13 protein-coding genes and 1 pseudogene are annotated in these 13,572 nt (G+C 63.1%); 6 read left to right on the forward strand and 8 right to left on the reverse strand.

What is annotated here, in order from left to right:
• Positions 1 to 45 precede the first annotated feature (45 nt).
• Positions 46 to 948 carry an LPS biosynthesis choline kinase gene (locus MESAU_RS00805; RefSeq protein WP_015314145.1) on the forward strand — a complete coding sequence of 301 codons (903 nt, stop codon included), beginning with the start codon at positions 46 to 48 and terminating at the stop codon, positions 946 to 948.
• 17 nt (positions 949 to 965) lie between these two features.
• Here the strand turns inward: MESAU_RS00805 and MESAU_RS00810 are convergent, their stop codons facing one another.
• Both MESAU_RS00810 and MESAU_RS00815 read right to left on the reverse strand, forming a co-directional pair.
• Positions 966 to 1,889: a DMT family transporter gene (locus MESAU_RS00810; protein WP_015314146.1), complete on the reverse strand. Its 924-nt coding sequence runs from the start codon at positions 1,887 to 1,889 to the stop codon at positions 966 to 968.
• Positions 1,890 to 1,997: 108 nt separating this feature from the next.
• Complete coding sequence (locus MESAU_RS00815) at positions 1,998 to 3,278, reverse strand: amidohydrolase family protein (protein WP_015314147.1); 1,281 nt, start codon at positions 3,276 to 3,278, stop codon at positions 1,998 to 2,000.
• A 151-nt stretch (positions 3,279 to 3,429) separates the two neighbouring features.
• Here MESAU_RS00815 and MESAU_RS00820 point away from each other — a divergent pair, with 151 nt between their 5' ends.
• Positions 3,430 to 5,184 carry an ABC transporter ATP-binding protein gene (locus tag MESAU_RS00820; RefSeq protein ID WP_015314148.1) on the forward strand — a complete coding sequence of 585 codons (1,755 nt, stop codon included), beginning with the start codon at positions 3,430 to 3,432 and terminating at the stop codon, positions 5,182 to 5,184.
• 76 nt (positions 5,185 to 5,260) lie between these two features.
• Here the strand turns inward: MESAU_RS00820 and ilvD are convergent, their stop codons facing one another.
• A complete protein-coding gene (gene ilvD, locus MESAU_RS00825) occupies positions 5,261 to 7,105 on the reverse strand; it encodes a dihydroxy-acid dehydratase (protein ID WP_015314149.1) in 1,845 nt (614 codons plus the stop codon).
• 267 nt (positions 7,106 to 7,372) lie between these two features.
• Here ilvD and MESAU_RS00830 point away from each other — a divergent pair, with 267 nt between their 5' ends.
• Positions 7,373 to 7,843 (forward strand): VOC family protein, encoded by a 471-nt coding sequence (locus MESAU_RS00830; protein WP_015314150.1) that lies wholly within the window; start codon positions 7,373 to 7,375, stop codon positions 7,841 to 7,843.
• A 102-nt stretch (positions 7,844 to 7,945) separates the two neighbouring features.
• Here the strand turns inward: MESAU_RS00830 and MESAU_RS00835 are convergent, their stop codons facing one another.
• Positions 7,946 to 9,538 (reverse strand): peptide chain release factor 3, encoded by a 1,593-nt coding sequence (locus MESAU_RS00835; protein ID WP_015314151.1) that lies wholly within the window; start codon positions 9,536 to 9,538, stop codon positions 7,946 to 7,948.
• 159 nt (positions 9,539 to 9,697) lie between these two features.
• Positions 9,698 to 9,820, reverse strand: a pseudogene (locus MESAU_RS30995) (alpha/beta fold hydrolase); the annotation flags it as partial.
• Between the two features lie 99 nt (positions 9,821 to 9,919).
• Here MESAU_RS30995 and MESAU_RS00840 point away from each other — a divergent pair.
• Entirely contained in the window at positions 9,920 to 10,993 is a 1,074-nt protein-coding gene (locus MESAU_RS00840) for an NAD(P)/FAD-dependent oxidoreductase (RefSeq protein ID WP_015314152.1), read from the forward strand.
• Here MESAU_RS00840 and MESAU_RS30875 read toward each other — a convergent pair.
• From MESAU_RS30875 to MESAU_RS00850, 3 genes are all read right to left on the reverse strand, one after another.
• Positions 10,987 to 11,127 (reverse strand): hypothetical protein, encoded by a 141-nt coding sequence (locus tag MESAU_RS30875; RefSeq protein WP_157163613.1) that lies wholly within the window; start codon positions 11,125 to 11,127, stop codon positions 10,987 to 10,989. The two genes, MESAU_RS00840 and MESAU_RS30875, sit on opposite strands and share 7 nt — an antisense overlap.
• A 198-nt stretch (positions 11,128 to 11,325) precedes the next feature.
• Positions 11,326 to 12,126 (reverse strand): class II glutamine amidotransferase, encoded by an 801-nt coding sequence (locus MESAU_RS00845; protein WP_015314153.1) that lies wholly within the window; start codon positions 12,124 to 12,126, stop codon positions 11,326 to 11,328.
• Between the two features lie 15 nt (positions 12,127 to 12,141).
• The gene (locus tag MESAU_RS00850) at positions 12,142 to 12,390 is read right to left on the reverse strand and encodes a DUF6356 family protein (RefSeq protein WP_015314154.1); all 249 of its coding nucleotides are present in this window, start codon (positions 12,388 to 12,390) and stop codon (positions 12,142 to 12,144) included.
• Positions 12,391 to 12,505: 115 nt separating this feature from the next.
• On the opposite strand from MESAU_RS00850, the gene MESAU_RS00855 reads away from it, so the two are divergent.
• Together MESAU_RS00855 and dut are read left to right on the forward strand one after the other, a co-directional pair.
• A complete protein-coding gene (locus MESAU_RS00855; RefSeq protein ID WP_015314155.1) occupies positions 12,506 to 12,976 on the forward strand; it encodes an Lrp/AsnC family transcriptional regulator in 471 nt (156 codons plus the stop codon).
• A gap of 85 nt (positions 12,977 to 13,061) precedes the next feature.
• Positions 13,062 to 13,547 (forward strand): dUTP diphosphatase, encoded by a 486-nt coding sequence (dut, locus tag MESAU_RS00860; RefSeq protein ID WP_015314156.1) that lies wholly within the window; start codon positions 13,062 to 13,064, stop codon positions 13,545 to 13,547.
• The last annotated feature ends 25 nt before the right edge of the window (positions 13,548 to 13,572 follow it).

Genomic DNA, 13,572 nt, shown 5'->3' on the forward strand with positions numbered 1-13,572 from the left:
ATTGTGGAACCGTGCAGCCGAGAAATAACGCGTGGGGACGCAGGCATGGGGACAGACGAGGCGCGGGCAAAACTTGCCGTCATTCCGGTACTGGCCGGCTATACTGGGCCGCTGGAACGGCTCGGCGGCTTGACCAACCTCGTCTTCAAGGCCGGCGATTACTGCCTGCGTATTCCAGGCAAAGGCACCGAGGAATACATCAACCGCGCCAACGAGGCGATTGCCGCGCGTGAGGCGGCAATCGCGGGGGTAAGTCCTGAAGTGCTGCATGCCGACGCCGCCAGCGGCCTGATGGTGACGCGCTACATTGCCGGTGCGGAGACGATGTCGCCGGAGAAGTTCAGGGAGCGGCAGGGCAGCCCGGCCCGAGCGGCCGAGGCCTTCCGCAAGCTGCACGCGTCCGGCGCGGTGTTCCCCTTCCGCTTCGAACTGTTTTGGATGATCGACGACTATCTCAAGGTGCTGTCGACCAGGGATGTCGCCCTGCCCGCCGGCTATCATGACGTGGTGCGCGAGGCCGAGAGCGTACGCTCGGCCTTGGCCGTCCGCCCCTTGCCTCTCGTCGCCTGCCATTGCGACCCGCTGTGCGAGAATTTCCTCGACACGGGCGAGCGGATGTGGATCGTCGACTGGGAATATTCGGGGATGAACGACCCGCTCTGGGACCTCGGCGACCTCAGCGTGGAAGGCAAGTTCGACGCCGCCCAGGACGAGGAGCTGATGCGCGCCTATTTCGGCGGCGAGGCGAGGCCGGCGGAGCGCGGCCGCATCGTCATCTACAAGGCGATGTGCGATCTGCTCTGGACGCTGTGGGGGCTGATCCAGCTTGCCAACGAAAATCCCGTCGACGATTTCCGCGCCTATGCCGACGGCCGCTTCGCCCGCTGCAAGGCGCTGATGGAGACAGAGGAGTTTTCGCGGCACCTGGCGGCGGTACGCAAGGGCTAGGCACCAGAAATCCAGCCTTAGTTCACGCCTTTCGGCACGTTCTCCGGCGGCACCGTGGTGTCGACCACCTTCTGGCGGTGGAAGATGAACATGCCGGCCACGACGATGATGCTCGAGCCGATCAGGATGCGCGGACCGGGAACGTCGCCGAAGAACACCAGCCCGAACACCACTGCCCACAAGAGCAGCGTGTAGTGCAGCGGCGCCAGCGTCGAGGCCGGCGCCAGTTTCAGCGCCCTGGTGATCATCAGATGCGCCCCGCAGGAAACGATGCCGAGCAGCAGCATGGCGCCGAAATCAAGCGCAGACGGCGTCTTCCAGGCCCCGATGGTGAGGGCGCCGCCAACCGCCAGCGTGCCGATCGTCTGCCATGTCACCAGATTGGTGTCGCTGGTGCCGCGCAGGCGTCGGTTGAGGATGATGGCGAAGGCGAAGGCAAGGCTGCCGACAAGCGCGAAACTCGATGACAGCGAAAACGCGGCAGAGGACGGTTTCAGCATGATGACCACACCGCAGAAGCCGAGCAGGATCGCCACCCAGCGGCGCCAGCCGACCTTTTCGCCAAGCAGGAAATGTGACAGCGCCGCCACATAGATCGGCCCGGCCATGTAGAAGCTCATCACATCGGCAAGCGGCAGGTAGACGACGGCGGCGTAGAACAAGGCGGTGTCCAGTGTCGTCGCCACCACGCGCAGGATCTGCAACCCTGGCCGCTCCAGCTGGAACAGTCTGCCGGCGCCCTGGTTGGCGATCATCGGACCCAGCACGAAGAAAGCGCCGATCGAGCGGATGAGCACAACCTGGCCGACGGAGAAACTGGCCACCAGCCACTTGCCCATCGCATCATTGAGCGCAAACAGGAAGTCGCCGGCCAGCATCAGCAGGATGCCGGCCAGGAGGACATTCTTGATTGTGGAATTCCGCGCCACGGGTTGCGTCATGCCTGCCCCGATTCCTCCCTCGCCCGAGCCGCGTCGTAGACGGAAGCGCCGGCTTTGACGAGGAGAAATCGGGAAATAGGTAAGACCAGCTTCGGGAATCGGCTGCATCTAGGTGGATATGTGCCTGCGATTCACCTGCGACGGCCTGCCGGAGATCGAAAGCCTGGTATCCTGCCTCGTCCGCTCCGCCACCACCTTGCCCCTGGCAATGACGCAGATGCGCTCGGCGCGCAGGCGCAGAGCCTCGATCGGATTGCCGGCATCGAGGATCACCAGGCTGGCGCGCTTGCCGACGCCGAGGCCGAGATGGTCGAGGCCCATGATCGCGGCATTGACGTTGGTGACCATGTCGAAGCAGCGCGCCATGTCGGCGGGGCTCGACATCTGGGCGACATGCAGGCCCATGAAGGCGACGTCGAGCATGTCGGCGGTGCCCAGCGAATACCAGGGATCGAGCACGCAATCCTGACCCCAGCCGACACGGATGCCCAGCGCCAGCATCTCCTTGACCCGCGTCATGCCACGCCGCTTCGGGAATGTGTCGTGGCGGCCCTGCAGCATGATGTTGATCAGCGGATTGGGGATCGCGGAAACGCCGGCTTCGGCGATCAGCGGCAGAAGCTTTGAGACGTAGTAATTGTCCATCGAATGCATCGAGGTGAGGTGCGAACCGGCCACCCTGCCCTGCAGGCCGAGGCGCTGCGCTTCATAGGCGAGCTGTTCGATGTGGCGCGACAGCGGGTCGTCGGTCTCGTCGCAATGCAGGTCGACCATGAGCCCGCGTTTTGCCGCGATCTCACACAGTTCGGTAACCGAGCGTGTGCCGTCGGCCATGGTGCGCTCGAAATGCGGAATGCCGCCGACGATGTCGACGCCAATGTCCAGCGCGCGAATGGTGTTTTTTCGTGCCGTCGGCGAGCGATAGAAGCCGTCCTGCGGGAAGGCCACCAATTGCAGATCGATATAAGGTGCGACGATTTTCTTGACCTCCAGCAGCGCCTCGACGGCCAGCAGCCGGTCGTCGCAGACGTCGACATGGGTTCGGATGGCGAGCAGCCCCATCGACACCGCCCAATCACAATAGGCGAGCGCCCGGTCACGCACGGCCTCGTGCGTCAGGAGCGGCTTCAGTTCGCCCCATAGCGCTATGCCTTCGAGCAGCGTGCCCGACGCGTTGATACGCGGAAGGCCGTAGGAGAGCGTCGCGTCCATGTGGAAATGCGGATCGACGAAGGGCGGTGCCACCAGATTGCCATGGGCGTCGACCTCGGTCCGCGCGGAACCGTCGAGCTTCGGCTCGATCGCGGCGATCGTCTCGCCGCTGATGCCGATGTCGGCGATGCCGCCATCCGGAAGCGTGCCGCCGCGCACAATAAGATCGAAATCCATCTGCCATCATCCTGCTTGAAGAATCACTGCCGCATCGTGTCTCAAAAGACACCCCGCCGCAGCGGTTTCTTTCCATGGCGGCGAAAGGTTCCCTCCGGCGGCATCTCCCTCTATAAGCCGCCTTCGTCATCCCGGCATCAAGGATCAGCCGTTGTTTCGCTTCTTCCGCTCGACGGAGAACCAGCGCCTCGTCGCAAGGCTGCTCCGGGAATCGTTCCGGCAACACAGGGCCGGCTACGCCGCCGCCATCCTGTCGATGCTCGTGGTGGCCGGCATGACGGCCGCCAGTGCCTGGATCCTGCGTGAAATCACCAATGAATTCGTCATCGATAAACGGGTCGACCGCGTCAATATGATCGCCGTGGCGGTCGCCGGGATCTTCATCGTCAAGGGCATCGCCAATTTCGTCCAGGCCTACTTCATGAGCCGCGTCGGCAACGCCATCATCGCCGAACGGCAGCGCAAGATCTATGACCGCATCCTGGCGCAAGGCATCGAATTCTACCATTCGACCTCGTCGTCCGACCTGATCACCCGCATGACCAACAATGCCCAGGCGGCGCGCAACGTGCTCGACCTCATCGTCACTTCCTACGTGCGCGATCTGGTGACGCTGGCTGCCCTGATTGGGGTCATGGTCTGGCAGCAGCCGGCGCTGTCGCTGATCTGCTTCGTCGTCGGTCCGTTGGCCATCTATGGCGTCAACCGCATCCTGAAGCGCGTGCGCAAGTTCGCCGCCATGGAGTTCCGCTCGGTCGGCCAGATCGTGCAGGTGATGCAGGAAACCGCGATCGGCGTGCGCGTGGTCAAATCCTTCAACCTCGAAGGCCTGATGCGCAAACGCATGTACAGGGCGGTGGCGGACGTCGAGGATCGGGCCAACAACATCGCCGCGCTGGAAGCGGTGACCAATCCGGTGATGGAAACGCTGGCCGGCCTGGCGATCGCCGGCGCGGTCATGGTCAGCGGCTTGCTGGTCCTGCAGGGCGGCCAGATGCCTGGCAACATCATGGCCTTCATCGCCGCGCTGCTGCTTGCCTATGAGCCGGCAAAGCGCCTGGCGCGGGTGCGCATATCGCTGGAAAGCGGCATTGTCGGCGTGCGCATGATGTTCGAGCTCGCCGACCAGCCGCTGACACTAACCGAGAAGCCGGACGCAAAGCCGCTTCGGGCCGGACCGGGCGAGATCCGATTCGACGCCGTCGGCTTCGCCTACCAGAATGGTCCGCCGGTGCTGGACCGGTTCGACCTGACCCTGGCGCCCGGCAAGATGACGGCGCTGGTCGGCCCCTCCGGCGGCGGCAAGTCGACGATCCTGAACCTGATCATGCGCATGTATGACCCGAAGAGCGGCAGGGTGCTGCTTGATGGCCAGGACATTTCCCATGCCACGCTCGCCTCACTGCGGGAAAAGATCGCCTATGTCAGCCAGGATACGTTCCTGTTTGCCGGCACGATCATGCACAACATCCGGCTTGGGCGCGAGGACGCGACCGACGACGAGGTGATCGCCGCAGCCAGGGCTGCCAACGCCCATGACTTCATCGTCGCGCAGGCGAAAGGCTACGAGACGGATGTCGGTGAGAATGGCGGCCTTTTGTCGGGCGGCCAGCGCCAGCGCATCTCGATCGCGCGCGCCATGCTGCGCAATGCCGAAATCCTGCTGCTGGACGAGGCAACCAGTGCGCTCGACGCCGAGTCGGAAGCGCTGTTCCGCGACGCGCTGCAACAGCTGACGGAAGGGCGCACCACAATCGTCATCGCACACCGCCTCTCGACCGTGCACCAGGCCGACACGATCGTGGTGCTGGAAGCCGGCAAGGTGGTGGAAAGCGGGCCGCACAAGATGCTGCTCGGGCAAGGCGGGCTTTACCAGAAGCTGTATGAATATCAGCTGATGCCTTAATGTGGAGCGGCGCAAGTCGAGGACAGGTAGTCCTGCGGAGTTTGTGCCGCAGCGCCTGTCTGACGAGATTCGAACTTTACTCCGGCACGTGCCTCACCGCCCCCTTGTCGGCGCTGGTGGCGAAGGCGGCGTAGGCGCGCAGCGCCGTCGTCACCTTGCGCTTGCGCTTTTCCTGCGGCTTCCAGGCGTCCGCGCCCCTGGCCTCCATCGCCGCCCGGCGCGCATCGAGTTCCGCGTCATCGACGGCAAGGCGAATGGTGCGGTTCGGGATATCGATCTCGATCGTATCGCCCTCCTGCACCAGTCCGATCAGCCCGCCTTCCGCCGCTTCCGGCGAAGCATGACCGATGGACAGGCCCGAGGTGCCGCCGGAGAAGCGCCCATCGGTGACCAGCGCGCAGGCCTTGCCGAGGCCTTTCGACTTCAGATAACTGGTGGGATAGAGCATCTCCTGCATCCCGGGGCCGCCGCGCGGACCCTCATAGCGGATGACGACGACGTCGCCAGCCTTGATCTCATTGGCAAGGATCGCCTTGACCGAAGCATCCTGGCTTTCGAAGACGCGAGCCGGTCCGGTGAATTTCAGGATCGATTCGTCGACGCCGGCTGTCTTCACGATACAGCCGTCGAGCGCCAGATTGCCTTTCAGGACGGCAAGGCCGCCGTCTTTCGAGAAAGGCGTATTGGCCGAGCGGATGACGCCTGTCTCGCGGTTCATGTCGAGCTCGTCCCAGCGACGGTCCTGGCTGAAGGCGACCTGCGTGGGCACGCCGCCGGGCGCGGCGAGAAAGAAGTCGCGCACATTCTGGCTCGAGGTGCGCGAAATATCCCAATGGTCGAGCGCTTCGCGGAGGCTCGCCGTATGCACGGTCGGCAGGTCGCGGTTGAGCAACCCGGCATTGTCGAGCTGGCCAAGGATGGCCATGATGCCGCCAGCGCGGTGGACGTCTTCCATGTGGACGTCGGACTTGGCCGGCGCCACCTTGCACAGGACCGGCACCCGCCGCGACAGCCGGTCGATGTCTTCCATGGTGAAATCGACCTCGCCCTCGTGCGCGGCGGCCAAAATGTGCAGCACGGTGTTGGTGGAGCCGCCCATGGCGATATCGAGCGTCATGGCATTCTCGAAGGCGCCCTTCGAGGCAATGCTGCGCGGCAATGCACTCTCGTCATCCTGCTCGTAATAGCGCTGGGCGAGATCGACGATGAGATGGCCGGCCTCGACGAACAGGCGCTTGCGGTCCGCATGCGTGGCCAGCGTCGAGCCGTTCCCGGGCAGCGACAGGCCCAGCGCCTCGGTCAGGCAGTTCATGGAATTGGCGGTGAACATGCCCGAACAGGAACCGCAGGTCGGGCAGGCCGAGCGCTCGATGACCTTGACGTCCTCGTCGGAGATCTTGTCGTCGGCGGCCGCAACCATGGCATCGACGAGGTCGAGCGCCTGCGTCTTGCCGGCCAGCACAACCTTGCCGGCTTCCATCGGGCCGCCGGAGACGAAGACGGTCGGGATGTTGAGGCGCAATGAGGCCATCAGCATGCCGGGCGTGATCTTGTCGCAATTGGAAATGCAGACCATGGCGTCGGCACAGTGCGCATTGACCATGTATTCAACGGAATCGGCGATCAGCTCGCGCGACGGCAGCGAATAGAGCATGCCGTCATGGCCCATGGCGATGCCGTCGTCGACGGCGATGGTGTTGAATTCCTTGGCGACACCGCCGGCCTTCTCGATCTCGCGCGCGACGAGCTGGCCTAGGTCCTTCAGATGGACATGGCCCGGCACGAACTGGGTGAAGGAGTTGACCACCGCAATGATCGGCTTGCCGAAATCGCTGTCCTTCATGCCAGTAGCGCGCCACAGGCCGCGGGCGCCGGCCATGTTGCGGCCATGGGTGGTGGTGCGGGAGCGATAGGCGGGCATGAATTTTCCTTGGCTGTCTGGCTGCGCTCGATGCGGAGCGTGGCGGCGCTGAATTTTGATCGCAGGGTTTATAGACCGCCAAGTATGGTCTGGCCACATTTTTGCAATGCGCCAGGTTCTCCTGAAAAAACGAGCGTCTCAGAAAAATTCGATGTCTATGTCGGGTCGGGCGTATCAGGGCCGTCCTTGGGCAGACGGCAAGAAATGGCACCATTCTCGGAGTCAGCCGTTTCATTGTAGCAGCAGGAAGCAACCTAGGAGCACGACATGCAAAAGATCACCACCTGCCTGTGGTTCGACGGCCGGGCAGAAGAGGCGATGAATTTCTACGTCTCCATCTTCAAGAATTCGAAGGTTACGAGCGTTCTGCGTTGGCCCGAGGGTCACGCCGATGCGGGCAAAGTGCTGATGACCACGTTCGAGCTCGACGGCGTGCCGTTCCAGGCGCTCAATGGCGGACCGCAATTCAAGTTTAACGAGGCGATGTCACAGTCGATCGACTGCAAGACGCAGGAAGAGGTCGATTACTTCTGGGAGAAGCTTATCGAAGGTGGCGGCGAACCTTCGCAATGCAGCTGGCTGAAGGACAAATTCGGTGTGTCTTGGCAGGTCGTGCCGGAGCAGCTGCCGCGCCTGCTTCTGGATCCGGACAGGGCCAAGGCCGGCCGGGTGATGTCGGCAATGATGCAGATGAGCAAGATCGATATCGCTGAGATCGAAGCGGCGGCCAAGGGGTGATCATAAGAGTAGAGTAGTGAGTAGTTGCTAGTGAGTAGTGCGATGGGAGAACGAGGCGTACCTACTCACTACTCACTACTCACTACTCACTACTCACTAGAATCACGCCGCCTTGTCTCGCACCTGATAATCCTTGATCGTGGCGAAGCGGATCGCCTTCCAGCGTTCGGCTTCGTAGTTCAGCGAGAAGGCATGCTGGGCGAGGAAGACCGGGTCGTTGTCGAGGTCGCGGGCGATGTCGCCGCGATGCGCCTCGATGAAGCGAAGCACCTCGCCCTTGTCGTCGGCCGATATCCAGCGGCAGATGGAAAAGCGCGACATCTCGAATTCGACCGGCAGCGTATATTCGAAGTTCAGCCGCTCTTTGAGCACATCGAGCTGGAGGGCGCCGACGACACCGACGATGGCCGGCGAGCCGTCTTCCGGCGAGAACAGCTGGACGACGCCCTCCTCTGCCATCTGGTGCAGCGCTTCCTTGAGCTTTTTCGCCTTCATCGCGTCGCCGAGACGGACGCGACGCAGGATTTCCGGGGCGAAGTTGGGCACGCCGCGAAACAGGATTTCCTCGCCTTCGGTCAACGTGTCGCCGATGCGCAGCGTGCCGTGGTTCGGAATGCCGACGACATCGCCGGCAAACGCCTCGTCGGCGGTGACGCGGGTGCGGGCAAAGAAGAATTGCGGCGCCGAGAGTGACATCGGCTTGCCGGTGCGCACCAGCTTGGCCTTCATGCCGCGCTCGAGCTTGCCCGAGCAGACGCGCACGAACGCGATGCGGTCGCGGTGATTGGGATCCATGTTGGCCTGGATCTTGAAGACGAAGGAAGTCATTTTCTCCTCCGTCGCCTCGATAGTGCGGGTATCGGCCTCCTGCGCGCGCGGCGGCGGGCCAAAGGCGCCAAGCGCCTCGATCAGGTCGCGCACGCCATAATTGCGCAGCGCCGAGCCGAAATAGACCGGCGTCAGATGGCCCTCGCGAAAGGCCTCGATGTCGAGCGGACGGCAGGCTTCTCGCGCGAGCTCGAGTTCCTCGATGAAGGCCTCGCGCTCGTTTTCCGGCAGAAGGCCGGCAACGCGGTTGGAATCGGGACCGTTGACGGGGGTGCGTTCCTTCTCGTCATCGCCCTTGCGCACGGCGTTCAGCGCCAGGTGATAGGTACCGGAGAAGGTCTTGCCACGGCCGATCGGCCAGGTGATGGGCGCTGTGTCCAGCGCCAGCTTCTGCTCGATCTCGTCCAAAATCTCGAACGGATCGCGGCTTTCACGGTCCATCTTGTTGACGAAGATGATGATCGGGATGTCGCGCAGCCGGCAGACCTCGAACAATTTCAGCGTGCGCGGCTCGATGCCCTTGGCGGCGTCGATGACCATGACGGCCGAGTCGACCGCCGACAGCGTGCGATAGGTATCGTCGGCGAAATCCTCGTGGCCCGGCGTGTCGAGCAGGTTGAAGACGTTGTCCTCATATTCGAAGGTCATCACCGAGGTGACGACCGAAATGCCGCGCTCGCGCTCGATCTTCATCCAGTCGGACCGGGTCTGGATACGGTCCTTCTTGGCCTTCACCTCGCCGGCAAGCTGGATGGCGCCGCCGAACAAAAGCAGCTTTTCGGTCAGCGTCGTCTTGCCGGCGTCGGGGTGGGCGATGATCGCGAAAGTGCGGCGGCGCGCCACTTCCTCTGGGATAGTTTCGGGCATTCTCTTGGGATTTCCGTGTGACAGGCCGGGCTTCTAGCAGCGCAGCGCCGGGCTGTCGACCGGTCCGGCGGCGTGAACACCGCCGGTTGCGGGGCTTGCTTCAGGCTGGCTCGTTCAAGCGGCCTGCCTGAACGACCCCGGAAGCCATCCGGCATGGCACTGCCGCGCCGCGAGATGAAAGGCAAGGGCCGTGCCCCAATCCTGGGCGACCAGCACCATGTCCTGGATGCCGAGCGCGTCGGGGAAGGCATCGAGATAGCGCACATGGTCGAAGAAGCGATGATGTCAAGATGCATAATTTTGCGCTGCCAATGTTGGCAACGGGCCGCCGGAATGGCACTGGGATGAACCGTCCTCCAATCACCAGGCAAAGGAGCGACCATGACCGAGGCGAAACAAGTGATCGTCATCGGCGCCGGCATCATCGGCGCTTCCATCGCCTGGCATCTGACCATTGCGGGCGCGCAGGTGACAGTCATTGCCGAAAGCGAACGCGGCGGCGTGGCGACCCCTAACTCGTTTGCCTGGATCAACGCAAGCTGGGGTAACCCGGAGTCGTATTTCCGGCTGCGCACCCGCGCCATGGCTGAGTGGGCTCGCCTAGCGCGGGACCTGCCCGGCCTGCCGCTCAATTGGTGCGGCGGCCTGTGCTGGGATCTGCCGGCGGCCGACATGGAGACCTATGCAGCGGAGCATTCTGAGTGGGGCTACGGAATCGAGCGCGTCGACCGCGGCGAGGTGGCGCTCATCGAACCCAATCTCACCGAGCTTCCCGATTTCGCCCTGCATGTCGCAGAAGAGGGTGTCGCCGAGCCTGTCGCGGCCACCAAGGCACTGCTGGCCGATGCCGAACGGCGCGGCGCGCGAATCCTCTTCAGCACGGTGACGGCGCTTGTCCAAAGCGTCGGCAAGGTCACCGGCGTGGACACATCGCATGGACTGTTTGCCGCCGACGAGGTGGTGATCGCGGCCGGCGTGGGTTCGCCAGACATTGCCGCGACCGCTGGCATCAACCTGCCGATCGAGACACCGCCCGGGTTGATCGTCCACTCGCGGCCTTACAAGAAACTGCTCAACGGGCTGGTGCTGGCCGAGCGCCTGCACATGCGTCAGACCGCCGAGGGTCGAATCATCGCCGGCTCGGATTTCGGCGGCGCCGATCCCGGCATGGACGCCGAAGCCACGGCGCGTGAATTGTTCGCGGCCATGAAGGCCATGCTGCGCGACAGCGACGGGCTGGAGCTGGATTTCCACACCGTTGGCTACCGGCCGACACCGATCGACGGCTTTCCGATCATCGGCCGCGCCAAAGGCAAGGAGGGTGTCTATATCGCGGTCATGCATTCCGGCATCACTCTGGCGCCGGCCATCGGTCTGTTCGCCACGCGCGAAATTCTTGATGGCAAGCGCGACACGCTGCTGGCGCCCTATGGATTGGATCGCTTCGCTCAATAGCCGGGCGGACGGCGAAAGCCGCTGGTCAAGGGCATCATCGCCCTGGCGATGCCGAGCAGCCGCGCCTCCGACCAGCGTTTGCCGACCAATTGCAAGCCGATCATCACGCTGCACGCCATGATTGAGGTCGTCACTCTACGGCGCCCCCTTTGTCCTGCCGGACATCTCCCCCACGGGTGGGGAGATTGGCAGTTTTCGGCGCTTCGCTCTGTCCTGCAACGCTGGGGATTGGCGAAAGCCATTGAGGCATCCGATCTCCCCCCTTGTCGGGGAGATGTCCGGCAGGACAGAGGGGGGCGCTGTCCCGCGACGTTACTCAATGCGGCGAAAGCCTATCCAACCAGCGCCAGTTTTGCCGCGACCGGAGCGAATGGATGTATGTCGATGCCATCCCTGGTCATGGTGACGAAGCTCGATGGCGGAATCGCCTGCCAGTCGCCGCCCTCGCGATCGAAGGGCTCGGAGACGATGCAGCGGCCGGCCCCTTTGCGGAAAATGGACGTGTAAAGCGTCGGAGCCAGGGCATCGGTGGCATAGCGCACCGCATACAATGCCTGTCCGTCGGAGAAGGCGGCGGTCAGTTTCAGCGCCGGCTCGAAACCGGCACGACGCGAGGCTTCCAGCACCCGGCGGGTGGCGCGCGAGACGGCGCCTTGCGGGTCGGCCGAAAGGCCCTCGTCGATCATGAGCAGAAAAAAGAGTTCGGAATCGGTGGTGCCTTCGCGCTGGTCGAAAACGGCGTCGGACAGCGAGTTCTCCAGCGCGCGGCGGATTTTTTCGAAACCGCCGATCTGGCCGTTATGCATGAACGACCAGCGTTCTGAGATGAACGGATGGCAGTTCATGCGGCTGGTGGCGCTGCCGGTCGAGGCCCTGACATGGGCGAGGAACAGGCTGGACTTGATCTGCCGGCACAAGCTTTTCAGATTGGGATCGGACCAGGCCGGCAGGATATCGCGGTAGAGGCCGGGTTCTGGCCTCTCGCCATACCAGGCAAGGCCGAAGCCGTCGCCATTGGTGGGCGACTTCGCTTCCTGGGCGCAATGGCTCTGGGCGATCAGCGAGTGACAGGGCGCCGTGAGGATGTCTTCGAGAAAGACCGCTTCACCGAGATAGGCCGCCCACCGGCACATCGCTTCTGTCTTCCTTTAGGCGCGATCCGGAAGAGCAGCGGGCTCGTTGATCGCGTGCGTGCCTCTGTTGTGCGTCCGCTCGTAGAGCTCGCGAATGATTCGGCTGGCGGTAGTCTCGAAGAGAAATGGCAAGAAAGCGTGAACAAAAGCTGCTCCCGCCGCCATCAGCAGGCGCGAGGAAAACCAGGCGGCGAAGGCCATATGGCTGAAATAGGTTTCGCCGACCTTGGCCGGATGAGAGGTGAAGATCCTTGCGACCGACATGCTGTTTCCCCTTCAGCGCTTTTCGTTTCGATATGAGTATCCTGACACGCCTCACCGGTTCATTGGTCCCAAAATATCCTTGTATTTTGCTATTCCATGGGACAAATATCCCAATATGAGCTTTGACATCGACCAAATTGATCGAAAACTGCTCGCCGAATTGCAACGTGACGGCACGCTGTCGGTCGACCAGCTGTCGGAGCGGGTGGCCTTGTCGCGCAATGCCTGCTGGCGTCGCGTCAAGCGGCTGGAGGAAGATGGCGTCATCACCGGCCGCGTGGCGCTGGTCGATGCCGAGAAGCTCGGGCTGGGCCTTTCGGTGTTCATCCTGATCCGCACATCCAATCACGACCCCGACTGGCTGCAGAAATTCCGGGCGGCGGTGACCGGTCTTTCCGAGATCATCGGGGTCTACCGGATGTCCGGTGATCTCGACTATGTGCTGCGCGCCCGCGTCGCCGACGTGAAAGCCTATGACCGGCTCTACCAGCGGCTCATCGCCAAGGTGGCTTTATCCGATGTCTCCGCCTCCTTCGTCATGGAGGAGATCAAGGAGACGACGGTGGTTCCTATGGAACTCCGCTAGGCCACAGTAATGCCTGAAAGAAAGCCGTTGATAGCGCCGCGGTCGAGTTGACCGAATCGACATTCGCGCCGATAGGATCGATTTTATGCGCGCAGCCCTTCAAACACCTTCCGTCATCGGTCTCACCGTCGGCTTCGTCAGGTTGCCGCATGGCGAGGGACTTCCGCTTCCCGCCTATGAAAGCGCCGGCGCCGCCGGCATGGATTTGCGCGCGGCGGTGCCTGAAGACCGGCCGCTTCTGATCCTGCCGGGCAAGCGCGCCTTGGTAGCGACGGGGCTGATCCTGGAAATTCCCGACGGCATGGAAGGCCAGGTGCGGCCCCGCTCGGGCCTTGCCTTCAAACACGGCCTTACCGTCCTCAATTCACCGGGCACGGTCGACAGCGATTATCGCGGCGAGGTGAAGGTGCTGCTGGTCAATCTCGGCGACGAGGATTTCGCGGTGACGCGCGGGATGCGCATTGCCCAGATCGTTTTCGCCGCGGTGACGCAGGTGGCGGTTGAAGAGCGTTCGCTGGCCGGCGGCACGGCGCGTGGCTCGGGCGGATTCGGATCGACCGGCACCGCCTGATGCCTGGCTGTGTTTCGGCACAGTG

The organism is Mesorhizobium australicum WSM2073, assembly GCF_000230995.2.
GTDB classification, from domain to species: domain Bacteria; phylum Pseudomonadota; class Alphaproteobacteria; order Rhizobiales; family Rhizobiaceae; genus Mesorhizobium; species Mesorhizobium australicum.

Bases quoted from the DNA above. Each gene is read 5' to 3' on its own strand.
- MESAU_RS00815 (WP_015314147.1), bottom strand. From the start codon at position 3,278: ATGGATTTCGATCTTATTGTGCGCGGCGGCACGCTTCCGGATGGCGGC.
- MESAU_RS00805 (WP_015314145.1), top strand. From the start codon at position 46: ATGGGGACAGACGAGGCGCGGGCAAAACTTGCCGTCATTCCGGTACTG.
- MESAU_RS00830 (WP_015314150.1), top strand. From the start codon at position 7,373: ATGCAAAAGATCACCACCTGCCTGTGGTTCGACGGCCGGGCAGAAGAG.
- ilvD (WP_015314149.1), bottom strand. From the start codon at position 7,105: ATGCCCGCCTATCGCTCCCGCACCACCACCCATGGCCGCAACATGGCC.
- dut (WP_015314156.1), top strand. From the start codon at position 13,062: ATGCGCGCAGCCCTTCAAACACCTTCCGTCATCGGTCTCACCGTCGGC.
- MESAU_RS00855 (WP_015314155.1), top strand. From the start codon at position 12,506: ATGAGCTTTGACATCGACCAAATTGATCGAAAACTGCTCGCCGAATTG.
- MESAU_RS00840 (WP_015314152.1), top strand. From the start codon at position 9,920: ATGACCGAGGCGAAACAAGTGATCGTCATCGGCGCCGGCATCATCGGC.
- MESAU_RS00835 (WP_015314151.1), bottom strand. From the start codon at position 9,538: ATGCCCGAAACTATCCCAGAGGAAGTGGCGCGCCGCCGCACTTTCGCG.
- MESAU_RS00810 (WP_015314146.1), bottom strand. From the start codon at position 1,889: ATGACGCAACCCGTGGCGCGGAATTCCACAATCAAGAATGTCCTCCTG.
- MESAU_RS00850 (WP_015314154.1), bottom strand. From the start codon at position 12,390: ATGTCGGTCGCAAGGATCTTCACCTCTCATCCGGCCAAGGTCGGCGAA.
- MESAU_RS00845 (WP_015314153.1), bottom strand. From the start codon at position 12,126: ATGTGCCGGTGGGCGGCCTATCTCGGTGAAGCGGTCTTTCTCGAAGAC.